The organism is Mucilaginibacter sp. GW821-FHT07G05 (assembly GCF_059418565.1).
Genome location: NZ_JBWKQC010000009.1, coordinates 85,395 through 109,344, shown reverse-complemented (window position 1 = coordinate 109,344; position 23,950 = coordinate 85,395). Strand labels below are relative to the sequence as shown.

The 23,950-nt window shown below is 44.2% G+C and carries 12 protein-coding genes; 7 read left to right on the top strand and 5 right to left on the bottom strand.

Annotated elements, in window-relative coordinates; genetic code table 11:
• Nucleotides 1-78 precede the first annotated feature (78 nt).
• Complete coding sequence (locus AC07NA_RS20695) at nucleotides 79-1,779, bottom strand: hypothetical protein (protein ID WP_494899401.1); 1,701 nt, start codon at nucleotides 1,777-1,779, stop codon at nucleotides 79-81.
• A gap of 190 nt (nucleotides 1,780-1,969) precedes the next feature.
• On the opposite strand from AC07NA_RS20695, the gene AC07NA_RS20690 reads away from it, so the two are divergent.
• Both AC07NA_RS20690 and AC07NA_RS20685 read left to right on the top strand, forming a co-directional pair.
• Nucleotides 1,970-3,022 carry an endonuclease/exonuclease/phosphatase family protein gene (locus AC07NA_RS20690; RefSeq protein ID WP_494899399.1) on the top strand — a complete coding sequence of 351 codons (1,053 nt, stop codon included), beginning with the start codon at nucleotides 1,970-1,972 and terminating at the stop codon, nucleotides 3,020-3,022.
• Between the two features lie 98 nt (nucleotides 3,023-3,120).
• Nucleotides 3,121-3,684, top strand: a complete 564-nt coding sequence (locus tag AC07NA_RS20685) for a porin family protein (protein WP_494899397.1) — start codon at nucleotides 3,121-3,123, stop codon at nucleotides 3,682-3,684.
• A 77-nt stretch (nucleotides 3,685-3,761) separates the two neighbouring features.
• On the opposite strand, the gene AC07NA_RS20680 is transcribed toward AC07NA_RS20685, so the two are convergent.
• Nucleotides 3,762-5,996, bottom strand: a complete 2,235-nt coding sequence (locus AC07NA_RS20680) for a sodium-translocating pyrophosphatase (RefSeq protein ID WP_494899395.1) — start codon at nucleotides 5,994-5,996, stop codon at nucleotides 3,762-3,764.
• Nucleotides 5,997-6,184: 188 nt separating this feature from the next.
• On the opposite strand from AC07NA_RS20680, the gene AC07NA_RS20675 reads away from it, so the two are divergent.
• From AC07NA_RS20675 to AC07NA_RS20665, 3 genes are read left to right on the top strand one after another with little or no spacing between them, the layout of a single operon-like run.
• Entirely contained in the window at nucleotides 6,185-7,645 is a 1,461-nt protein-coding gene (locus AC07NA_RS20675) for an APC family permease (RefSeq protein ID WP_345212750.1), read from the top strand.
• Nucleotides 7,617-9,029, top strand: a complete 1,413-nt coding sequence (gene dacB / locus AC07NA_RS20670) for a D-alanyl-D-alanine carboxypeptidase/D-alanyl-D-alanine endopeptidase (protein ID WP_494899393.1) — start codon at nucleotides 7,617-7,619, stop codon at nucleotides 9,027-9,029. Before AC07NA_RS20675 ends, dacB begins: the two co-directional genes overlap by 29 nt.
• Nucleotides 9,026-11,497 (top strand): hypothetical protein, encoded by a 2,472-nt coding sequence (locus AC07NA_RS20665; RefSeq protein WP_494899391.1) that lies wholly within the window; start codon nucleotides 9,026-9,028, stop codon nucleotides 11,495-11,497. Before dacB ends, AC07NA_RS20665 begins: the two co-directional genes overlap by 4 nt.
• Nucleotides 11,498-11,601: 104 nt before the next feature.
• On the opposite strand, the gene AC07NA_RS20660 is transcribed toward AC07NA_RS20665, so the two are convergent.
• Complete coding sequence (locus AC07NA_RS20660; protein WP_494899390.1) at nucleotides 11,602-12,861, bottom strand: glycosyltransferase; 1,260 nt, start codon at nucleotides 12,859-12,861, stop codon at nucleotides 11,602-11,604.
• Between the two features lie 1,018 nt (nucleotides 12,862-13,879).
• On the opposite strand from AC07NA_RS20660, the gene AC07NA_RS20655 reads away from it, so the two are divergent.
• Together AC07NA_RS20655 and AC07NA_RS20650 are read left to right on the top strand one after the other, a co-directional pair.
• Nucleotides 13,880-19,210: an Ig-like domain-containing protein gene (locus tag AC07NA_RS20655; RefSeq protein ID WP_494899389.1), complete on the top strand. Its 5,331-nt coding sequence runs from the start codon at nucleotides 13,880-13,882 to the stop codon at nucleotides 19,208-19,210.
• Nucleotides 19,211-19,357: 147 nt separating this feature from the next.
• Nucleotides 19,358-21,094: a phospho-sugar mutase gene (locus AC07NA_RS20650; RefSeq protein WP_494899388.1), complete on the top strand. Its 1,737-nt coding sequence runs from the start codon at nucleotides 19,358-19,360 to the stop codon at nucleotides 21,092-21,094.
• 177 nt (nucleotides 21,095-21,271) lie between these two features.
• Here AC07NA_RS20650 and AC07NA_RS20645 read toward each other — a convergent pair whose 3' ends face one another.
• Together AC07NA_RS20645 and AC07NA_RS20640 are read right to left on the bottom strand one after the other, a co-directional pair.
• Nucleotides 21,272-21,736 carry a hypothetical protein gene (locus AC07NA_RS20645; RefSeq protein ID WP_494899387.1) on the bottom strand — a complete coding sequence of 155 codons (465 nt, stop codon included), beginning with the start codon at nucleotides 21,734-21,736 and terminating at the stop codon, nucleotides 21,272-21,274.
• Nucleotides 21,737-21,949: 213 nt separating this feature from the next.
• Nucleotides 21,950-23,788, bottom strand: a complete 1,839-nt coding sequence (locus AC07NA_RS20640) for a UbiD family decarboxylase (RefSeq protein WP_494899385.1) — start codon at nucleotides 23,786-23,788, stop codon at nucleotides 21,950-21,952.
• Nucleotides 23,789-23,950: the final 162 nt, after the last annotated feature.

Here is a 23,950-nt window from a genome sequence, read left to right as displayed (position 1 = left end):
TCAAGTCCCCATATAAAACATTCAAGATCTATTTAGGGTAGCTTGTCACACACAAATGCCCGTGTTTCAAATCTCTATCTAAAGCTTCGAATTAACCCTAAATATATCTAATGTAACTCCTAATTGAGCTTGTATAAAATTTAATCTTGTATCACTGTTTTGTTGATTGAATGAGCCCCTTACAAATAGCTTTGAACTATCGGAAGTTTTAAAATATCCATCAATCCAAAAAATACCAATCCCCTTGCCTTGAGTTTGTAAATAATTATTGTCCAGCATTTTGTTTGCGAGCCAATGATACCCAATATTAAATTGATACCTGGAATCAGGCAAAAATTTAAAAAACAAATTAATTCCATAGTTCATTACATTTATGGTATTCACAAACTCAACCGGCCCTTTTTTTAACTGCCCTTCTGAAACACTCAAACTATCCGCTATAGGTGTTCTGTAAGCACCCAATCTGCCATCAATCAAAAAATTTAGTTTCGCCTGAGGGAAACTAAAACTGAATATATTGAGATTTAATTGAAAACTAGCTTTTTGATAACGATACAAATCAATAGTATTTACATTTAAAACTTTCTTCCCATAAGTCACAAAGTTTTTTGCACTCCCGGCACTATCTGGAAATAAATTTTTGTTGTTATTGTCAATTTTAGAGTACCTTACAACAGGTTCTACATAACTCAACCCACCAAAATAAGAGTATTCCCCGAAAAGCTGAGTTCTGTCTTCCAATAAAAATATCTTTTTCCTTGCTTCAATTTGAATCAAGCCATTGGGACTTTTGCCATCAATTCCTACAAGATCAGTATAAGACCGAATTTCGAATATTTTCGAGCGTCGATCTTTCTTTACTGTTACTTTATCATTTACCGGCGTAAGCGTAATCACCTGATTAGCAGGGCCATAATCTTCCTTATCCGATTCAAGGATTGGTCGAAAATCAATAAGCTCTGCAAGATTAAATTTTGCAGAGGACAATAGACATCCGCTATCGTCAGTTTGATCGTTAAGCAATTTTTGATAATTATTGATTTTTGAACTGGTTAACGCTTCTACACGACATGGATCATAAGCAAACATAATGTTATCTCTTAATCGTTCGGGTGAAAATTTACCACTCATCCCTATCGGAAAATTATTCCTAAATAACAAAACGCCATCGTCCATGTTATCTGTTTTATCATTTCTATCGACCTTAACAGTCAAAGAAAAATTCTTGATCGCTCCATCCTCAAACTCGATATCTACCTGTTCTACATTCACTTCCACTTGTTTAGTACTCGCGTGATCTTTTTTCGTTGAGTCGGACTTATATACTATTGTAATTGGCAGCTTTTTTCTCAAAAGTTTAACAATAGCGGTGTTGGGCTCATCATCCTTTATTTCAATCCTACCGTCAACTTTGGATAAAATGCTTATGGCTGTTTCTCGTATGCTTTTGCTTGAAATATTGGGTAAACCCTTAAAAACAGCGGCAAACGAAGCATAAAATGGAGATTCGGCTTTAGAAAACAACGTAAATGTACTATCAAGGGCAGGAGTCCCTTCTACATTAGTGATGTGTGTAATTATCTTACCGGATCCTTCAATCGTGATTTTATAATTGTAAGAGTAATCCTTATGGGCAACCGAATCCATCACGGTAAAAGATCCGACTAAATCTTTACTAGATCCCGAAACACTAGTAGTCGCTTGGGAAAATCCCTTTGATGAAAAAGCGACCAGAAAAAAGAGTAAAATTAAACACTGAGAGATTGAGTGAGTTTTCATGGCAATAAGTTAGGTTAACTCTCTAAATATATGAAACTTACGTCATAAAACATAATAAAATTATATGTTTTTTTATTGATGTATTCAAAGCAATAATTTAGGTCTGCGCCTTACTCATTTACAGCCCGTCAAGAACATTTTAAGTATTGAATTGTATATTCATCGTTCACGCCCATAATTACTATTGCTGATGCCGCTAAATGTCGTTTTCTACGCCACCCTGTTTATCATTTTCACTACACTGATTCCCCTGATCCGTCACGATTTTTGGATCTTTCGTGTTTTTGAATATCCAAGGCTTCAAAAATTATTTTTGAACGGCGTTTTATTGGTCGCGGCATTATTTATCATTGATTACCGGCACATTAACGATTTAATACTGCTTGCCGCGATTGTGGCTAATTTCGTTTATCTGACACGATTGGTTTTCCCCTTTACCCGCTTTGGTGAAAAACAATTGATAGATAGCCGATTTCCGCCGGGTGAGAATAATATCAAGCTGCTTATCGCCAATGTTTACCAGGAAAACAGGCAATCGCGCGCCTATCATCAACTCATAAAAGAATGCGATCCGGATGTGATATTAATGGTGGAAACCAACCATTGGTGGCAAAATGAAATGGACGACATCAGGGCCAAATACCCCTACACGCTGGCAGCCCCGCTGGAAAACACGTATGGCCTGTTGTTGTATTCCAGACTGGAACTGCTTGACGGGGCTATCAATTATTTGGTTGAAGAGGATATTCCCTCTGCGGAGGTCAATGTAAAGTTACTTTCGGGCAAGCTAATTAAACTGTACTGCCTGCACCCGCAACCTCCTGTACCGCAGGAGAACCCGAGATCGACCGAGCGCGACAAAGAAATACTAATAGTTGCTGAAAAAGCAAAAGTGAGCGATATCCCGGTACTGGTTATCGGCGATCTGAACGACGTGGCCTGGAGTTATACTACCGACCTGTTTTCGAAGATCAGCGGCTTATTAGACCCCAGAAAAGGCCGGGGCTTTTTTAATAGTTTTAACGCGAAATATTTCTTTCTGCGGTTCCCCTTAGATCATATATTTTGCTCGGCCGACTTTACCCTAACCAGCATTAAGCGAATGAAAAGCTGCGGATCTGATCACTTCCCTATGTGTATCAGCCTGCAATATGATGATAAGGCTACCCATCTTCAGGATGAGCCTGTAGCTACTGCCGAAGAGCAAGAACTCGCAGATGAAAAAATCACCGTTGAAACGTAGTTTGAAAAATAAATTCAACATAAAACCAAATACCGCGTCAGGGTAAAAGCCAACTCAGGTGTTTTAGGGGAAATAATTGATAACATTAATTCCCTTTTATGAAAACGCTTAAATTTTTAATGGTTTTATTTACCGCCCTGGTATTCGCACAAGTTAGTAAAGCGCAAACAGGTATTACCCTTGGTCTGCGCGCAGGTACCAATTACAGTAACTTGTACGGCAATCCCTCCACGTTCGACCGTAAAGGCAAAACAGGCATTGTTGCGGGCGTGTTCACCCGCTTAGGCGATCGCTTATACATTGAACCCGGTGTAAATTTCATTTCGTATGGTTCAAAGTTTGATTTTCAGAACCAACGCTATGATGCCAAATTCAATCAAGTGCAGGTGCCGTTGTTAGTCGGCTATAAGTTTATTGACCGGGAAAGTTTTAACGTACACGCGGGTGCAGGTGCCGAATTTGGCTTCAACCTTAACAAACCCGTTAAGGTGCAGAACTTCGCGTACAAAGATTTCACTACTGCCGGCAAGATCGCCGCAGGTGTCGACTTTAAAAACTTTTTGATCGACCTGGGCTATAGCTACAGCATTGCCAAGGTAAACAAAAGCCTCGACCAAAGGGCAGGTATTTACAGCTGCACTATTGGCTATAAATTCTGGTAAAGGCTGATCAATAATCCTGTTAAAACAAAACGGGCAGCTTTGAGGCTGCCCGTTTTGTTTCTTATGAATCAATTTCTTTATAATTTATGACCACGTTGTATCGTCGGCTTTTCCATTGATTGCTGTTTCAGCTCGCGCTGGATGCGTGGATTGGTATCTACCTGGTGATTTAAATGCGGCGCTATCACCAGCGATACGATAGACATCAGCTTGATCAAAATATTCATCGACGGGCCTGAAGTATCCTTAAACGGATCGCCCACGGTATCACCTGTTACCGAAGCTTTATGCGGTTCTGATTTTTTGTAATAGATCTCGCCGTTGATCTCCACCCCTTTCTCGAAAGACTTTTTGGCGTTGTCCCACGCACCACCGGCATTGCTCTGGAAAATGCCCATCAGCACACCCGATACGGTAACACCAGCCAGCAAACCGCCCAATACTTCCGGCCCGAAAGCGAAACCGATAATGATGGGTGTAATGAGCGCGATCAATCCCGGGGCTACCATCTCGCGGATGGAGGCTTTGGTGGAAATATCCACGCACTTTTCATATTCAGGCTTTGCCTTATATTCCATAATGCCCGGTATCTCGCGGAACTGGCGGCGAACCTCCTCTACCATCGCCATAGCCGCGCGGCCTACTGCCGAAATAGCTAATGCCGAAAAGATGAAAGGGATCATCCCGCCCACAAACAAACCGGCCAGTACATCGGCCTTGTAAATATCGATATGCTCAATACCCGCAACCCCCACAAAAGCCGCGAATAGCGCCAGCGAAGTTAACGCTGCCGAAGCAATAGCGAAGCCCTTACCTGTTGCGGCGGTAGTATTACCCACGGCATCCAGGTTATCGGTACGGTGCCTTACCTCTTCGGGCAGGCGGCTCATTTCGGCAATACCACCTGCATTGTCGGCTATCGGTCCGAAGGCATCGATGGCTAACTGCATAGCGGTAGTAGCCATCATACCGGCGGCAGCCACGGCCACACCGTACAAACCTGCAAAATGATACGAACCGTAAATACCCGCGGCCAACACCAGGATCGGCAACACGGTAGATTCCATCCCGATGGCCAAACCACCAATTATATTGGTTGCGTGCCCTGTTGACGATTGCCTGATGATGCTCAGTACCGGGCGTTTACCCATAGCCGTGTAGTATTCGGTAATGATAGACATCAGCGTACCCACAATCAACCCCACAATAATGGCCAGGAAAACACCTGTTTTATCGAATACCAATGCACCGGGCTTAACTACACCATCAACCACATCACGTGTAAGAAAAAGCTGTCCGGTTGGCAGCATCCACTGCACCACAAAAAATGTAGCGATAGCTGTTAACACAATTGAGGCCCAGTTACCAATATTTAAAGCATTTTGCACGCTGTCAGTCTCGTTTTTAATTTTAACCAGTGACGCGCCTACGATAGAAAATAACAAACCTAAACCGGCAATTACCATAGGTAACAATACCGGGGCAATACCGCCAAAGTTATCGTGCGATACGATCTCGCGACCCAATACCATCGTTGCCAGCATAGTAGCCACATACGAGCCGAACAGATCCGCGCCCATACCGGCTACGTCGCCCACGTTATCGCCCACGTTATCGGCAATGGTGGCAGGGTTACGCACATCATCTTCGGGGATACCGGCTTCTACCTTACCTACAAGGTCGGCGCCTACGTCGGCAGCCTTGGTATATATACCACCGCCAACCCGCGCGAAAAGCGCGATAGACTCGGCACCTAATGAAAACCCGGCCAAAACATCCAGGGTTTTCGCCATGGCTTCGCCGTTTACATCACCACCTGTATTTTTAACATACATGGTATAGAACACAATAAATAATGATCCTAAACCTATAATAGCTAAACCGGCAACGCCAAGGCCCATCACGGTGCCACCGGTAAAAGATACTTTTAATGCTTTAGCCAAACTGGTACGTGCGGCTTCGGTAGTGCGTACGTTAGCTTTGGTAGCTATACGCATACCAATAAAACCGGCAAATGCCGACAGGAACGCGCCTATCACAAAAGAAACCGCGATAACCGGGCTTGATGTAGCTACGGTAGTACCCGAGTAAGCCAGTAAAATACCGGCCACTACCACAAAATAGCTCAGCACTTTCCATTCCGCACGTAAAAAAGCCATTGCCCCTTTGGCAATATAACCCGCAAGCTCGGTCATGTTAGCATCGCCTGCCGGCTGCTTTGTAACCCATGCTGCTTTTACGGCCATTACCAGTATACCCACCAACCCAAACAGGGGAATCAGATAAATTAAGTATTCGTTTAATAAGTCCATATTAATTATTTAGTTTATAAAAGGTGTAAAGCGTAATTGGTATCGCGATAATTCAGGGGATGCAAAATAGTAAATTAATTTATTTACAAGTAAATGATAATTATAAAGTTTTTTAAATAGATTAGGTGCACAGATTTGCCTCAACGGGCGAAACTGTATTTTAACTGACACCACCTCAAAACAATTAAATGGAAGAAAACCCTACTCCCTCCAAACTCAAACACGAACTCGGCCTGCTCGATGGCACCATGCTGGTAGCGGGCTCCATGATAGGCTCCGGTATATTTATAGTTAGTGCCGATATTATACGCAATGTAGGCTCGGCAGGTTGGCTTATCGCTGTTTGGCTCATCACCGGCTTCATGACGCTCACCGCTGCCGTAAGTTACGGCGAACTCAGCGCTATGTTCCCCAAAGCAGGCGGGCAATACGTTTACCTTAAAGAAGCATACAATAAGTTTGTGGCCTTTTTATACGGCTGGAGCTTTTTCGCCGTAATACAAACCGGAACCATCGCGGCCGTTGGCGTGGCGTTCTCTAAGTTTACTGCTTACCTTATTCCGGCGGTTAGTGAGGATAATATATTATTGACATTCAACATCGGGTTTGATGTTAAGATCAGCGCGGCGCAAATCGTGTCTATTGTGGTTATCCTCCTGCTTACCTACATCAATACCAAAGGCGTAAAAAACGGAAAGATCATACAAACCACCTTCACCCTTGCCAAACTGCTTAGTTTATTCGGATTGATCGTTTTCGGGATACTGGCGTTTAAAACCGAAATATGGAACGCGAACTGGAGCAATGCCTGGGAAATGAAAGGCATGGATAAGGACGGCAATATATTAGGCAACCTCACGCTCGCTACCGGCCTGGGTGCTATAGCCGCCTCACTGGTAGGTTCTATTTTTAGCAGCGATGCCTGGAACAACGTTACCTTTATAGCGGGCGAAATGAAAAACCCGCAACGTAATATCGGCCTTAGCCTGTTTTTAGGTACGCTTATCGTCACCATTATTTATGTATCGGCCAACGTAATGTATACCGCGGTATTGCCTTTGCATGATATTGCCACAGCCAATAAAGACAGGGTGGCCGTAGCCGCCTCTACCGTTATATTTGGCGGTATCGGCACTAAAATTATCGCCCTCATGATCATGGTATCAACCTTTGGTTGTAACAACGGCCTCATACTCGCAGGCGCGCGTGTTTATTATACTATGGCGAAGGATGGCTTGTTCTTTAAGAAAACTGGCACGCTTAATAAAAATTCGGTACCCGAATTTGGTTTATGGATACAGGCATTTGTAGCATCCATACTATCATTAAGCGGCCATTACGGCGATTTACTGGACATGATATCATTAGTGGTGGTAATATTTTACGTGCTTACCATTGTGGGTATTTACATATTACGGGTTAAACGCCCCAATGCAGAACGCCCTTACAAGGCGTTTGGTTACCCGGTATTACCCGCCATTTATGTATTGATGGGTTTAGCATTTTGTATACTGCTGCTTATTTATAAACCGGGCTATTCAAGGCCGGGACTTGTTATTGTATTAAGCGGTATACCTATTTATTTTGTAGCAAATTATATAGCAAAACGAAACGGGAAGGATGAAGAACAAACGGACGTGGTTAGTTAGTTTATTTTTGCTTGCAGGCCATGCTTATGCACAAAACCTGCAACAACAGTTAAAAACAGCATTTGATAAGTTACAGCAGGATAGCCAGTGCCGTTACGCGTCGGTATCGTTAACAGTGCTCGATGCCAAAACCGGCGAACAGGTATTTGCCGCCAACCCAAATATGGGCTTGGCTACGGCATCTACCTTAAAGGTAATTACCTCTATTACGGCTTTTAACCTGTTGGGGAAAGATTTTCAGTACCAAACCCAATTGGGCTACAGCGGTACCATCGCTGCCGATGGCACCCTGAACGGCAATATCATTATTAAAGGCGGCGGCGACCCTACCCTGGGCAGCTGGCGCTACACTACAACTAAAGAAAGCTACGTGCTCAACCTGCTGGTTACCGCCCTGCAAAAAGCAGGCATCAAAAAGGTAAACGGCAGCATTATCGGCGACGATGGCGCTTACGGCACCCAGGCCATTCCGGATGGTTGGATATGGCAGGATGTGGGCAACTATTATGGGGCCGGTGCCAATGCCCTTTCGTGGCGCGAAAACCAGTTCGATATTAAATTGAAGACCGGCGCGGTAGGCAGCGGCATCAGCGTATTACGTACGGTGCCCAACATGCCTTACCTCAACTTTATCAGCGAGTTAACTAACTCCGCTGCTGGTACCGGCGACAGGGCGTTTGTATACCTGCCAACGGGCGGAAAGCTCATGTATCTGCGCGGTACTTACGCTGTAGATCAAACCAAGAAAACCGTATCCGCCGCCGTGCCCGATCCTGCTTTTGAAGCAGCGTTCCGGTTAACCGATACCTTGCATGCGCTGGGCATTAAGGTAAGCGGCGAACCGCAGTCGACCATTACTTATGACCTGAAAGGTCAGCAGATCCCGGCGATAGGTAAGCTGATTACCACCATAGCATCACCCGACCTGGGCAGGATAGTTTATTGGCTCAACCAAAAAAGCGTGAACCTGTACGCCGAGCAGCTGTTAAAAACCATAGCCATGAAGGCCGGTAAAGAACCCACCACACCCAACGGGGTAAAAGTATTGCAGGATTTTTGGAAGACCAAGGGCATCGACCCATATACCCTCAATATTTATGATGGCAGCGGTCTTTCGCCCGGCGACAGGGTAACCACCCTTACCATGGCGCGCATACTGCAATCGGCAAAAAAGGAAAGCTGGTACAATAGCTTTTACGAGAGCCTGCCCATTTACAATGATACCAAAATGAAAAGCGGCAGCATCAGCGATGTACTTACCTACGCTGGTTATCAAACCTACAAAGGCCGCGAACTTTGCTTTTCTATCATGGTGAATAACTACAATGGCAGCACCAAAGGCATTAAGGAGAAAATGTTTAAAGTTTTGGATGAGATGAAATGATACGCCACCGGAGATTACTTATTTGTATCCTGCTGATCATTGGATTTAAGATAAACGGTTACGCGCAAAAGAAAAGCGTATCTGATACATTGTTAGCCAAACTTACCCTGTACGATATAAAGAAAACATCACCGGTGCTTTTTCTGCATTTCGATAAAACCATTTATACCAATAGCGAATCGGTTTGGTTTACAGGCTATGTGTTTAATTGTGATACAGCCATACTTGCTGCGCATCGCATATTATCGTTAGCGCTGGTAAACGATGCCGACAACAGTATTATCGCGCAGGAGAGTTTTCCAATTCAAAATGGCCTGTGCTTTGGCAATATGGTAATTCCGGATACCATACTGGCCGGCAATTATACTTTTACAGCCGTTACCGATCTACTTAGTAATAATCAGCCCGAACTTGTTTTTAAACAAGCCGTCACTTTAAAAAACACTGCCATACCCGAAATTAAACTGGCACTTAGCCTGGCCGATACCCCGGCACTATCAGGCACCATAAAAACTACGCTGCATGCAGCAAACATTACGGGCCCACTTACTGATGCCGATATTACTTATAGCATGGGTGATATATTGCAACCGGCGTTAGCGGCAAAAGCCAGAACCGATAATACAGGTACTAATACATTCAGTTTCGACGCGAAAAAAGTATCGTCAAAGGGACACGTATTAAAAGCCCGGGTAAGGAAGGGCAAACTTATTGAGGAAGCGGATATCGACATTGTACCTGCCCGTAAAATTGCCATAAAATTTTATCCTGAAGGCGGCTATCTGGTTGCCGGTAAAACCAGCAAGGTAGGCTGGGAAGCGAAAGGGACACATGGCGAACCTTTAAGAACAGATGCCGTTCTGTTTAAAAACGACAAGCCGGTGGATACCATTGCTACCGATAGTTATGGCATGGGTACCTTTTCGTTAACACCGCAAAAAGATGCTTTATATAAGGTAAAAATAAAGTTGCCCGGTGTGCGCGACACTGCCTACAAGCTGCCGGTTGCCTTATCGCAAGGGGTTGTTGTAAATGTAGAAAACGCGCTTGACGAAGAAAGCCTTACGCTTAAAATTCAGAGTAATTCGCCGCAAACTTATCATGTGTTGGTACACAATTATCGCGAGGTTTTTTACAGTTTTGATGCGGATAAGTCAATAATAAACAAGCCCGAAAAGATCGACCTCAGTACTATTCCGCGCGGATTGGCGATAATTACGGTACTTGATAATGCCGAACGTCCGGTTGCGGAGCGGCTCTTCTTTCCGCATTTTTACCGCAAACCCAAACTGGAGATAAGTACAGATAAAAATGCTTATAATACCAGGCAAAAGGTATCGCTCAAAATAAAACTCAACAGTTCAATTGAGGGCAGCGCTCTTTCTTTAGCCTGTATACAGGATAACCGCATGGCTATAGGTAAAGAGAATAATATTGAAGGCTATTATTACCTCAACCGCGAGATAAATAATTTGCCACAGGTAGACAACATGATGGATGCAGGCCTTACAGATAAGCATTATGTTGAAGAATTATTGCTGATAAAAGGCTGGACAAGATATACCTGGCCCGAATTACTTGGCACAAAACCTGCCGATACCGTTAAAAACTACAAGCACCTAAACTATAGCGGTAACGTAACGTATGCTGATAAGCCTCTAAAAAAGCCCATGGAACTAACGTCTATAAGAGATACGTTAACGGGCGTAATACATACCGACAACAGCGGAATTTTCACTTTAAAGCCTGAAGAAATGCTGGTTACTCCGGGCAAAAAAGCAGTATTCTTCATGTCGGGAAAAAGCAAAACAGACCCTTATGTAATCCACATAAACAACCCTTTCACAAAAACCATTGAAGATTTGATCCGCAACGATCAGCAAACCAACACAGCACCAATTTTACCGGCATTAAATAACCAAACCCCTGTGCTTGAAGGCTTTGAAAGGAGCATAAGTTTAACTGGCGTAAAAATAACCGACAAAAAAGACAATTCTCTTTTTGCTACTTCAGCCAACAATGGTGTTCCGGTTGAGGTAAACGAATGTGGTGATTTTAAGTGTGTAAATAATATACTTAACTGCGGATACCACGGCAAAATAGGCAGTTTCGGGCTTCCTAAAAAAGGAGAGTATGTACGCGTGTTTCAAAATGGCAAACTCGTAGATATCATATACCGCGGATGTATTATCTACGAAAAAAAGCAATACAGCAACATATTTATAACCAAAGGCATATATACCGAAAAAGAATTTTACGGAGCCAGCTTTGATGATACCAGCAGTTCGGTGCCCGAGTACCAGTCAACACTGTTCTGGAAACATAATGTCACCATTAATACTTCGGGCGAGGCGGAGTTTTCATTTTTCACCAACGATGTTACCGGGAAGTTCAGGGTAATTGCGCAGGGTATTACTAATGAAGATGTGGTTTACGGGCAGTACCTCTTCAACGTTAAGGGCAAATAAAATGCCCGGCTCCTCTGTTTTTATAACATTGAAACCCTTAATAACAATAAACGCCTGATTGTATGATCAGGCGTTTATTGTTGTTGATTTTATTTATTATTAGTTTAAACAGCAGAGGCTTTACTTTTCGGTTTACTCAAAAGCTTTGTGATAACATCACCAAAATCAAAATCAGTACTACTCTGTCTCATTTCGGAGTTTAACAAGGCCAGGGCACTCTTTTGGGTTTGATACTCTTCGGAACCAGGGTTTAGAAGACTTTCTGCCGCTTTTTCGAATTTTGCATACCACAGGTCGTCGCTTAGGTCTGCTGAAATAAACACCGCCGCATTCTTTTTATCCAGTTGCTTCGCCACATCATCGCGATCGTAACACCTGCTGCCCAAAATAATGGCAGGTACCTCGTGTAGAACCTGGTAGTTATAAGTTCCGCTGCCGCAGTGGTGTATCATCAGGTTAACATGGGAGCAAATGAATTGCATTGGTAAAACAGGCGCTGCAAAGATGAGCTTTCTCTGCTCCTCGCTGATACCGCTGTTATCCTCAAAGTTGGTGATTACTGCAACGCCTTTATTTAATAATGACTTGATGATAAACTGCGCCTTATTGGTGATCTCCGTTGGTTCGGTTAGTCCGTGTGTGAAATATACAATTGGCCTGTCTGCATGAGCATTAACAAAGGCTTCTACCTTAGCCCTGTTATCTTCATATTGGGCGCCTAATAAAGTGAGGCCTCCCATCAGGGCATCGTCTGCCAGGGTTAACGCGCCTGAGTACACATAAGAGGCATCTTGCTTAAGCTGATCGGGTAATTCTTCAATGGAGGCAGAAGAAGGAATGATATTGACATCACCGATAAACAGGTCGGCTATGCTTTTCGGGGTCCACATGCCTAAGCTTGGCAGGTTTAATTTTTCGATAGACTCTAAAAATTGTATGGCCTTTGAACTGTGTTTATAACCCGGTGTATTAACTTCATAAGGAATAACGCCCCTCCTCACTACCGAGATCCGCGGAATTTGACCGAAACGGGTAGAGAAAGCCGTGGTATAACTCAGGTCGTCAACCACCACATTGGGTTTAAACTTAGAAAAGGCAATCATTTCCGGCGTGGTTCTGTCCTCTGCTTTTTTGTCAATATCAAGCACATTAAACTTAAAGGCCCTTACATAAGCGTGGAAAGCCTTTGGTAACAGGAAGGCCGTTTCAAAGTTATCCTTGTTTAATTTATTTGCCAGCGCGATTAAAGGAATAATGTGCGACGGCATCGGGTTAGGAATAAACAATACTCTGACAGGATTAATTGATTGCTGCTTATTTTCGAAAGCGTGGTTTGTAACAGTTGGAGTAATTGGAGTGCTCATTTAATGATAAGTCAGTTTTGACCATGCAATATAAAACAATACTTAAAGTAACACCGGTATTTTCATATATTATTGTTAGTTTAAATATTTGTAACCTAAAACGTTTATCGATTCGAAAAAAAGGCACAAAGACTCCTCCTCTCCCTAACATTTTAAAACAAAGGCGATTAATATTGATATTCCCAAAAGTAGTATACTTATAAAACCCTTTCCATAAAGTATTATGCCTTTTATGTATTATCTTAGTGGCTTATAAGTATTAGCCTTAAAAGTGGTTTGACGCTTATAAGACCTTGACTTTATAACAACAGCAGGAAACATAAAAATTTCAGGCTAAAGTCCGGCAGGTTTTTACATATGCGCGGAGAAAAAAGATTTTGTTTAATGCCGTTTTATTCGTGATTACGGCAATTATATAAATAGTGCAGCAAGGGATATCTTCTTCACGCTTGTAACGATATAAATTATCGAAAAACAGTAAAAGCGTTCCGGTTTAAAGTCAGCAATAATTTAATTTATAAAATCAGCGATTGGCGAAAACAAACCCGGTCGTTTGAACTTTATATCAGCGAAAACAGTCAACATATTTCACACCAGCTTATAGCCGCAGACCTGTAGCTTGTAAGCAGGTTAAAAAGATGCCTGATCCGGCCTTAAACCAATTACTTTCCCTAAGCGGGTATGCTCGTACCCCAAATACAATACGCTTTAGCAATGCCTGTGGCAATGCTAAAATAAGCACTGTTAACTTATTGTATCCTTAGTATTTATCAAATAACAAATAACGGCAGCCATGGTGCTTAAACCCGGTTATTGCAATTATGTGTGATAAATCTTTTCTAAATAATTAAACATTTCAATTTTGACTGCGTATAACTGGCATTATTACAAATGTTTGCCTGCCACACCAAACATCAAAAAATAATTTTTTGCGGTTAAGCAGGCGAAAAACTATGGATCGAAGTAAGGCTTCATTGATCAATTTAATTTATAGCAGACGCAAAACAGATATCGGTTTATGAAGAACCTTCTACTCGTATTTTTCTTTCTATTTCTATCACTAACGGGGTATAGCCAATGTGCTACCAGCGTAAAAATCGACGCGCCGGTAACCGCCATTTGTGCCGGTAGCCCTGTTAGGTTAACCGCCAATGTTACAGGAGGAGGCAACTATGCCTATGCCTGGAGCACCGGCGAAACTACGCCTTATATTGATGTAAACAGGGCAGGTACATTCACAGTTACCATAAATAGCCCGGGCTGCCCGCCTATAACCAGCAAAGCAGTTACCACTACAACACTAACACAGCCAGACCGCCCGGGGGTAAATAATCCGGGTTTAATTTGTCCCGGGTCATCAACAACCTTAACTGCTACAGGCCCGGCGGGAGGCGTTTTTGAGTGGTTTGACGCACAAGATGGCGGTACTCTTTTACATACCGGCAAAACATTTACCATTGATGCCGTTACCGAAAATAAAACATATTGGGTACAAGTAACCCTTACCGGTTGCCCAAGCGTACGCTCAAGCGTACAGGTAAGAATTATTACCCCGCCTGTTGTTAACAGCAATTCGCCGGTATGCGCGGGTGGTAGTGTTACCTTTGAGGCCAATGCCGGGGCAGATTCTTACGCATGGTATGACAATGCAGCCGGAACAGGAACTCCGCTATCAACCACCACTACTTTTACAACACCGGCTTTAACCCAAAACCAAACCTTTTATTTAATAGCAATGGTTAACGGTTGCCGCAGCCCAAGACAGGTTACGGCCAGGGTATTACCGCAACTAACACCGCCTGTAATTACCGGCACTAAAACTATATGCGCGGGCAGCGGCGCAGAGTTACATGCTACCGCGGATGGCGTAGTAAAATGGTACGAAACTCGTAACAGTACCGTACCTATAATTTCGAGTTTAGATTACTCGACAAAGATATTAACCGCCAACACTACCTTTTGGGTAGAAACCACCGTTGGCGATTGCAAAAGCGACCGTGTGCCGGTAACGGTAACCGTTATACCGGTACCTGTAAAACCTGCCGACCAAACCATTACCGTTTGCCAGGGCGAAGTAAAAACCTTAGTAGCCGGACCAGGTAATTACCAGTGGTATGACGCTATAGGGCGTGCGCTTACATCAAATGCCGATGGTAGCTATACCACACCCGCATTAAGGCGCAGCACCAGTTACTTTGTACAGGCCAGCAACGGCCAGTGCGGCAGCGACAGGGCCGAAATAAAAATTACGGTAAACAACACCCCCGATAATCCTTCGGTAACTGTACCGTTGGTGTGTAATGGCACACCGGCTACCTTAACCGCCACCAATCCGGGTGGTAGCTACGAGTGGTTCACTTCATCAACCGCGACTACCCCTATTGCCCGCGGCGATGTATTTACCACGCCGCAGCCTTTAACAGCTACTACAACATACTATGTACAAACCACCGTTAACGGCTGCGTAAGCAGGCGTGTAGCGGTACGTGTAACCGTATTGCCGGCCGTAGGTACGCCTACAGCAAATAACGCCACGGTATGCTCAGGCAACGGAACAAGACTCATCGCATCGGGTGTTGATGACGCGGCTTTTGAGTGGTTTGATGCCCCTACCGGCGGCAACTCCCTATCAACAAATGCAAGCTACAATACACCGGCTTTAAACGCTACTACAACTTACTATGTGCAAGCCACGGTTGATGGTTGTACCGGTCCGCGTAAGGCGGTTACAGTAACGGTTAACCCTACGCCGCAATTGCCAACCTCATCATCATCGGGTACGCTGGTATGTTATAATAACCCTGCCGACCTGCAAGCTAACTCACCTGATGGCGGAACCATTACCTGGTATGATAGCCCTACAGGCGGCTCACCATTACACACGGGCAATACCTTCCGTACAGGTAACCTGCAACGAAATTCTACCTTTTACGCGCAAAATAACTCGAGCAGTTGTACAAGTGAAAGGCTGGCAGTAAGGGTTAATGTTAATCCAGAATATAATACCGGATTCCTTTACTCATCAGGAACGTATGATTCTACCAGCCCCGATCCTACTCCTGTTAAGATAAATCCGGCACCGGGTATATTCACTTCGGCACCGGCAGGTTTAGTATTTGTTGATAACACCACAGGTAAGATCGATATAAGCGCTACTACACCGGGCTCATACATTATCACTTACACCTATCAGGGGCCATGCCCGGGTAGCTACAGTGCACCTATACTTATTAATACTAACCCCAAACCGGAGTTTGCCTACAATGGCCCATATTGCCAAAATCAGTCTAACCCTACCCCGGTTTTTAACCTCGGCACCGGTCCGGGTGTATTTTCGGCTACACCGGGTGGGCTCGTATTTGTGAACGTTACTACCGGCCAGATAGACCTGCGGGCAAGTACACCGGGCACCTACCAGGTAACAAATACCGTTACACTTAGCGATGGCTCTACCAAAACTTTTACTCAACCTGTAACTATTAATGGTGTGGTGGATGTAAATGCCGGACCCGATCAAATAGTTAAGCCCGGAGATATTGTTCGCTTAAGCGGAACAGTAAGTAACTCATCCGGACAAAGATGGAGCGGAGGCCTGGGTGTTTTCAGTAACCCTACCGGCAAAACAACAAATTACACCCCGGCTCCAGGTGAAACTGTGGCTACGCTTACTTTAACATCCAACGATCCTCCGGGGCCATGCGGCCCTAATGCCGACCAGGTGGTGATCCGTATTAACCCTATTCCGCCTAAACCTACGGTACAAGATCCGGGAGAGATTTGCTATAATACATCAACTATATTGAAGGCAACCGGGCCGGGCGGCGTATACCGGTGGTTCAGCACTATTGATGGTACAACTCCGCTTCAGGAAGGTGCTGAATTTATCACACCTAACTTAACAGCCACTACCAAGTATTATGTACAAACTTCCATTGGCAGCATTACCGGTGAACGCACAGAAGTAACCGTTACCGTTAAAACGGCCGTTGCCAAACCTGTTGTACCGGCAGTAGTAACAATATGTAAGGGCGGTCAGCTGGAAATTACGGCTACGGGCTCGCCAACCAGCTATAAATGGTATAACGCACCGGTTGGTGGCGTACCTATATCATTAGATGCTACCCTTGTTGTAACTAACTTTAATGCTAATGATACCTATTATGTACAAACCACTGTTAACGGTTGTACCAGCGAAAGAAGCAGAGTAGATGCGCGTGTTACAGCCGTACCAACCATCACCAGCGCGAGCGAAGCGGTAGTGTGCAGCGGCAAATCATTGCCTTATACCATTACTTCGGTAGTACCTACTGCAACATTTAAATGGAGCCGTGCCCAGGTACCCGGCATCAGCAATGCCCCGGTTATTGATCAAACATCAAACACTATTGATGAATTGCTGATCAATACCAGCGCCGCTGCGGTTGATGTGGTTTATACCATTGTATCAACTGATAATTCGTGCTCGGCAGTGCCATTCGAGTATACGATGACCGTATACCCAACTCCAACGTTAATCAGCGAGCCTACCCGTACGCTTTGTAATGAAGTACAAGCCGGCTACCAGATAGAGTTTAATACACCTACCGTATTCAGCTGGGCGCGTGAGGCTGTACCGGGTATTGATAACCCTGCCATATCGGGCCAGCACAGTAAGAATATCGGCGAGTTCTTGTCGAACACTTCTGACGCGCCTATTGAAGTAACTTATACCCTCACCTATGCCACCGCTAATTGCGAAGGCGGGCCATCAACTATCCGCATGACGGTTAACCCCGATGTAAGGGTAACAAGCGCGACTACCGGAACGGCATGCAGCGGCAATGCATTGGGCTACGACATTACATCCAATGTACCATCAGCAACGTTCAGCTGGTCGAGAGGGGCTGTTTCAGGTATTGACAACGCGGCGGCTACAGGTACAACCAACCGCATTGATGAAATACTCATTAATAATACCGGTTCAGCAATTACTGTAATATACGATATCACGCCGATTGCTTTTGGGTGTACCGGTAAAACTATACAATATCGGGTTACTGTAAACCCATTACCAGGCAATCCTGATCCACATGCCCTTACCCCGGTTTGTATGGGTAGCGAGCTTAAGTTAAATGCTCGTGTTCTGCGTACCGGTGTTACTTATTCGTGGACCGGCCCTAATGGCTTTATTTCGGCAGAACAAAACCCTGTTATAAAAAACGTTACGGGTGCAAACGCGGGTAAATACTTTCTTACAGTTACTAGCAATGGTTGCGTAAGCCAGGTTTATGAAACAGAAGAGGTTGTAGTAAACGAACCGCCTGCGCCGCATGCCGGAAACGACGCGCTGATATGCCCGACTGATAATGAGATACAGCTTAACGGAACAATGGAAGGTGGTACCACTACCGGTGTATGGAGCACTAACGGAACCGGCACCTTCTCACCTGCAGCCAACATACTTAACGCTAAATACATACCATCGGCACAAGATAAAACTACCGGTAAAGTGATACTAACCCTTACTTCAACCAGTGCAGATGATTGCGCCAAAGCTACCGATGATGTTGAATTTACTTTCGGGTTAAGGCCGGCATCTGATGCAGGTACTGATATTGAAACTTGTATAGAAGCTACCACTGTTCAGTTACATGGCAAACCCGGCACAGACTTTACCGGCACCAGCTTTACATGGAGTACTACTAATGGAACCGGAACATTCAGCCCATCGGCTAATGACCTCAATGCTGTTTACCTGCCAACCGAAGCCGACAGAAAAAGCGGCGCATCAATAGGTATCAAATTAACGGCGAGCAACCCGGGTACATGCTTCTATGCATCAGATGAAACCGTTATCAAATTCACACCGCCACCAAGCGTTAACGCGGGCGGGGTACGTTATGTATTGGAGGGTAAAACCATTACCCTTAACCCAACAGTAAGCGATGAAAATGTCACTTACCTGTGGACACCTAATATTGGCCTGAGTGATAATACCGTCAAAAACCCAATACTCACCGGCACCGGCGACCGTGCCTATACTTTGCTGATAACCGATAGTCGTGGTTGTACAAATACCGATGTACTTAGCGTAAAAGTATCACCTGACATTACCATACCAAATACCTTTACCCCTAACGGCGATGGTATAAATGATGTATGGCAAATACGCGGGTTGATAGCTTATGAAGATGCTATAGTAGATATATTCAATCGTTACGGTCAGCCGGTATTTCACTCTATTGGTTACCCTACCCCATGGGATGGTACCTTTAGCGGAAAAGGCCTGCCTGCCGCCACTTATTACTATGTAATAGATCCGCGATCAGGCGGACCAAAACTCACCGGTTACGTCACTATTTTAAGATAATAATAATGCAGTAAGCTTTTAGCCTATTGCATTATTATGGCTTTATTAAAAAATCAACAAAATATGATAATGTAAAATGTATCCTCACATTTTATTGACATATTTGTTGTAATACAAGTTCAATATCTAAACTAAAAATAGTTACCAATGCAGGAATTAGATCCATCCGTTCTTCAGAAAGTAAATACATGGCTTGAAGGCAACTACGATGCTGAAGTGAAGCAACAAATACAGAAATTGCTTGATGATAAGGCTTACACAGAGTTAACCGATTCGTTTTACCGCGATCTTGAATTTGGTACCGGCGGCTTGCGTGGTATCATGGGTCCGGGTTCAAACCGTATTAATAAATACACCATTGGCGCTGCTACCCAGGGCCTAAGCAATCACCTTAAAAAAAGCTACCCTAACGAGCAGATAAAAGTTGCCATAGCACATGATAGCCGTAACAACTCCGATCTGTTTTCAGGCGTAACCGCCGATGTATTTTCGGCCAATGGTATCCATGTTTACTTTTTCGAGGCGTTGAGGCCTACTCCCGAACTATCATACGCTATACGCGAACTGGGTTGCAAAAGTGGTGTAATGCTTACCGCGTCGCACAATCCTAAAGAATACAACGGCTACAAAGCTTATGGTGCCGATGGCGGCCAGTTCGTTTTCCCGGAAGACGAGGCGGTAATGAAAGAAGTAGCGGCAGTAAGCAGTGTTGACGATATTAAGTTTGACCGCATTGCCGAGAACGTAGAGCTGATAGGCGCTGATATTGATAATTCATATCTTGAAAAGATCGTTAAACTATCGGTATCTCCTGATGCTATCAAACGCCAGAAAGACCTGAAGATCGTTTACTCGCCTATCCACGGTACCGGTATCACTTTAGTGCCTAAAGCATTGGAGCTTTTCGGTTTTGAAAATGTGATAGTTGTTGAAGAACAGGCTACACCGGATGGTAACTTCCCAACGGTAGTATACCCTAATCCTGAAGAAAAAGAAGCCCTTACCCTTGCCCTTAAAAAAGCGCAGGAAGTGGATGCCGACCTTGTGCTGGCTACCGACCCTGATGCCGACCGTGTGGGTATTGCAGTTAAAAATACCGATAACGAGTTTGTATTGCTTAACGGTAACCAAACCGGCAGCATGCTCATCAACTACCTGCTTACCGCATGGCAGGAAAGTGGCAAACTTACCGGTAACGAGTACATTGTTAAAACCATTGTAACCTCAAACCTGATAGAGCGCATTGCCGAAGCTAAAAATGTAACCTACTATAACACCTTAACCGGCTTTAAATATATTGGCGAGCTAATGACCAAATTTGAAGGCAAACAAACCTTTATTGGTGGCGGCGAAGAAAGCTATGGTTACCTGATTGGCGAACTGGTTCGTGATAAAGACGCGGTGGTATCGAGCGCGTTCATTTCTGAAATGACGGCCTTCTATAAAGATAAAGGCAGCAGCTTGTTTGAAGCCTTATTGGATACCTATATCGAGTACGGTTTCTTTAAAGAAAAACTGATCTCCATCACCAAAAAAGGTAAAACCGGTGCCGAGGAAATTGTAGCCATGATGGAAAAATTCAGGAACAACCCTCCTGCTACCCTGGGCGGCTCAAAAGTTATCGCGCTGAAAGATTACGAGAAGAGCATAGAAACTGATTTGAACAGCAATACCACTAAGGCTATTGAATTGCCTAAGTCGGATGTATTGCAATTCATTACCGAAGATGGCAGCATCATTTCTGCCCGTCCGTCGGGTACTGAACCAAAGATAAAATTCTATTGCAGCGTAAACGGCAAGCTGGAAAGCAAAGAAGCCTACAAAGCAACCGATGAGCAACTGGATGCCAAGATCAATGCGATAATGCAGGATTTGGGTGTGTAAAACTCATTCGCTAAATATTACAAAGCCTGAATAGTTAAACTATTCAGGCTTTGTTGTTTATGATAACTAACTATCATTCTCAGTATGGCGAATAAATTTTTTCACTATATAGGTGGGCAATTAGATGCTTCGTACCTAAGCATGACAGCTGCGACTATGAATTATAAAGGAGACTTCTTATTGATCAGAATGTTTCAACACCACTCGTTCAATATAGTTATCGGGCCATATTTCAATTTTATAAAGATCAACGGCATCATCCTCGTCAACGGTTTCGTCTTCAAGTCCTAATGAATAGACCCTTGCGCGGTATATACCCGGGTTGATTTTTATTTCTAATTCTATATTTGAAGATGGACACTCTAATATTTGTAATACACCTGAAGGCACATTTAACCCACCCTCAACTACATGTCTGTATTGCGAAAGACCCATTTCAGTTGCCGCTTCAAGTAAGTGTATCTCGCAACTTATCTGCGGATAAACATCTATTCCTACACCCAATATCCCCTCTTCCAGTGCCAGGCGGTCGTTAAACGCAGTCTCTGTCCAAAAATTATCACTACTTGTGTCACCGAATGATATTTTATCACTAATGTAAAACTGACCGTAATACGTATAAAATTGAATTTTATGATCCATGCTGTGATTGTTAGGAGGCTAATAATACAAAAAAATACGAAGACAAACAAACCTATCCCCCGCCGCCGCGAGTTTAGCAAAGCATAAGTCGCGACTCACTCACTCACTCACTCACTCACTCACTCACTCACTCACTCACTCACTCACTCACTCACTCACTCACTCACTCACTACTTACTCACTACTTACTACTTACCTACATCACTCACTTACCTAAATAATCCCATACAAAGCACCGCCCTTTTCACCCATCTTATCCACCAGTTTTTCTGTTGCCGGGTCTTTTTCAAGTATGGGTGCATGGTGTGGTTTAATGCGGGCATCAATGATCATTGGGCCCTTGCAACCCCAGTGTTTATGCTCGGTAAAGCTATTGATGCCATATATATCGTGCGACGGGTTGCTGCGGGTAAAGGTTACCCAAACCAGGTTGTTGATACTTTGCGCTACAAAATCGGCATCATCGCACATTATTATTAGTGGCAGGCCTTCCATGTTTTTATTCGCCAGTTCTTCTTCCAGTATTTCCAGCACTATTTCAATGTCGCTGCCTTTGATATTCTTGGGGATCTCAATCGCCAGTACACCCGGCATGGCCACTTTGTAATTAGCTATCGGCCTTGGTAGGCTGAATCCGGCAGGCAATTCGTTCCATAGTTCGCGTTTAATTTCACCCGCAACGGTTACCGCTACCTTACTGCCCGAGTTTAACCCATTGCCGCTGTAGTCAAGCGTATCTATAGTTGTCTTGGTATAAAAGTGCAGATCGCGGGTAAGATCGATCCGCTGCAAAATATGTTTCAGGAAAGCGCCGATATCATGTATATCCAGTTTAGGGTCATCCTCATGCGCTGCTATGAACAGGAACTTGGCTAAACTCAACTGATTTTTACCAAGGATGTGATTAGCAATGGTCAGGATTTCCTGCGGTTTGCGCTCTTTCAGGTATGGTGTATAACGTTCGCTGCCGATAGCGAAAAGTAAAGGGTGCACCCCTGCCGCGTCAACCGCGTTAACGGCTTTTAATCCCGGAATTTCCTGGGGCAATGCCGAACCTGCTATTTCGTGAATAAGTGCCCCAAAACTGGTATCCTCCTGCGGTGGGCGACCAACCACCGTGAACGACCATATCGCGTTTTTACGATGGTACACATTATGCACTTTCATCAGCGGGAACGGGTGGGTAAGACTGTAATAGCCGAGGTGATCACCAAAAGGTCCTTCGGGTTTATTGTCGTGCGGCATTACGGTTCCGGTGATCACAAAATCGGCATCGGCAGAGATACAGAAACCTTCTTGATCGTAAAAATAACGAAACCTCTTGCCGCCCAAAGCACCGGCAAAGGTCATTTCGGATAGACCTTCGGGCAATGGCATTACCGCGGCAACCGGGTGCGATGGCGGACCGCCAACAAATATGCTCACCTTTAATGGTTGACCTTTCGCGTTGGCCTTGGTTTGGTGCACACCTATACCACGATGTAATTGATAGTGTAAACCAATCTCCTGATTTTGAATATACTCGTTACCGCCCAACTGAATACGGTACATACCCAGGTTAGCATTCATAATACCGGGTTTATCGGCATCTTCGGTGTATACCTGCGGCATGGTAACAAACGGGCCGCCATCCATAGGCCAGTTAACAATTTGGGGCAATTCGCTTATTTGTGTACGACCAAAACTGATTGGCGCTTTGTTACCCACACGCATCGGCAAAGCCGATAATGCTGTAAGCGCTACGTTAGCGTATTTTAACGGATTTTTGATTGCCCTGATAGGGTCTGATTTAATATCGACCAGGGTTTTAACTTTATCCAAGCTATCCCTGAAGATGAATTTTGAGCGCTCAAGCGTACCGAACAGGTTAGATACCGCCGGGAATTTACTGCCCTTAACGTTTTCGAATAAAATTGCAGGCCCTTCATTTTCAAACACTCTTAGGTGTATGGCTGCCATTTGCAGATAAGGGTCAACTTCTTCTTTTATTCTTATTAAATGACCATTCTTTTCAAGGTCGGTAACGCAGGCTTGTAAACTATTGTAGCTCATTGGCGGTAAAATTACGCACAAATAATGAGATGATATATTTGCATATGGTCAGAAATGGTTTAAAAACTATTTCGCAGGATGGTTTCTAAAAACCGCGTCATTTAAACGAGTTGTCCTCCTCGTCAGCGAACAGCTTCGGGCGAAAACGGGCAGAACTTTGGT

What these genes read in the sequence shown, in the direction of transcription:
- AC07NA_RS20690 (WP_494899399.1), top strand. Translation starts at nt 1,970, where the DNA reads ATGCCGCTAAATGTCGTTTTCTACGCCACCCTGTTTATCATTTTCACT.
- AC07NA_RS20655 (WP_494899389.1), top strand. Translation starts at nt 13,880, where the DNA reads ATGAAGAACCTTCTACTCGTATTTTTCTTTCTATTTCTATCACTAACG.
- AC07NA_RS20685 (WP_494899397.1), top strand. Translation starts at nt 3,121, where the DNA reads ATGAAAACGCTTAAATTTTTAATGGTTTTATTTACCGCCCTGGTATTC.
- dacB (WP_494899393.1), top strand. Translation starts at nt 7,617, where the DNA reads ATGAAGAACAAACGGACGTGGTTAGTTAGTTTATTTTTGCTTGCAGGC.
- AC07NA_RS20650 (WP_494899388.1), top strand. Translation starts at nt 19,358, where the DNA reads ATGCAGGAATTAGATCCATCCGTTCTTCAGAAAGTAAATACATGGCTT.
- AC07NA_RS20675 (WP_345212750.1), top strand. Translation starts at nt 6,185, where the DNA reads ATGGAAGAAAACCCTACTCCCTCCAAACTCAAACACGAACTCGGCCTG.
- AC07NA_RS20680 (WP_494899395.1), bottom strand. Translation starts at nt 5,996, where the DNA reads ATGGACTTATTAAACGAATACTTAATTTATCTGATTCCCCTGTTTGGG.
- AC07NA_RS20665 (WP_494899391.1), top strand. Translation starts at nt 9,026, where the DNA reads ATGATACGCCACCGGAGATTACTTATTTGTATCCTGCTGATCATTGGA.
- AC07NA_RS20660 (WP_494899390.1), bottom strand. Translation starts at nt 12,861, where the DNA reads ATGAGCACTCCAATTACTCCAACTGTTACAAACCACGCTTTCGAAAAT.
- AC07NA_RS20640 (WP_494899385.1), bottom strand. Translation starts at nt 23,788, where the DNA reads ATGAGCTACAATAGTTTACAAGCCTGCGTTACCGACCTTGAAAAGAAT.
- AC07NA_RS20645 (WP_494899387.1), bottom strand. Translation starts at nt 21,736, where the DNA reads ATGGATCATAAAATTCAATTTTATACGTATTACGGTCAGTTTTACATT.
- AC07NA_RS20695 (WP_494899401.1), bottom strand. Translation starts at nt 1,779, where the DNA reads ATGAAAACTCACTCAATCTCTCAGTGTTTAATTTTACTCTTTTTTCTG.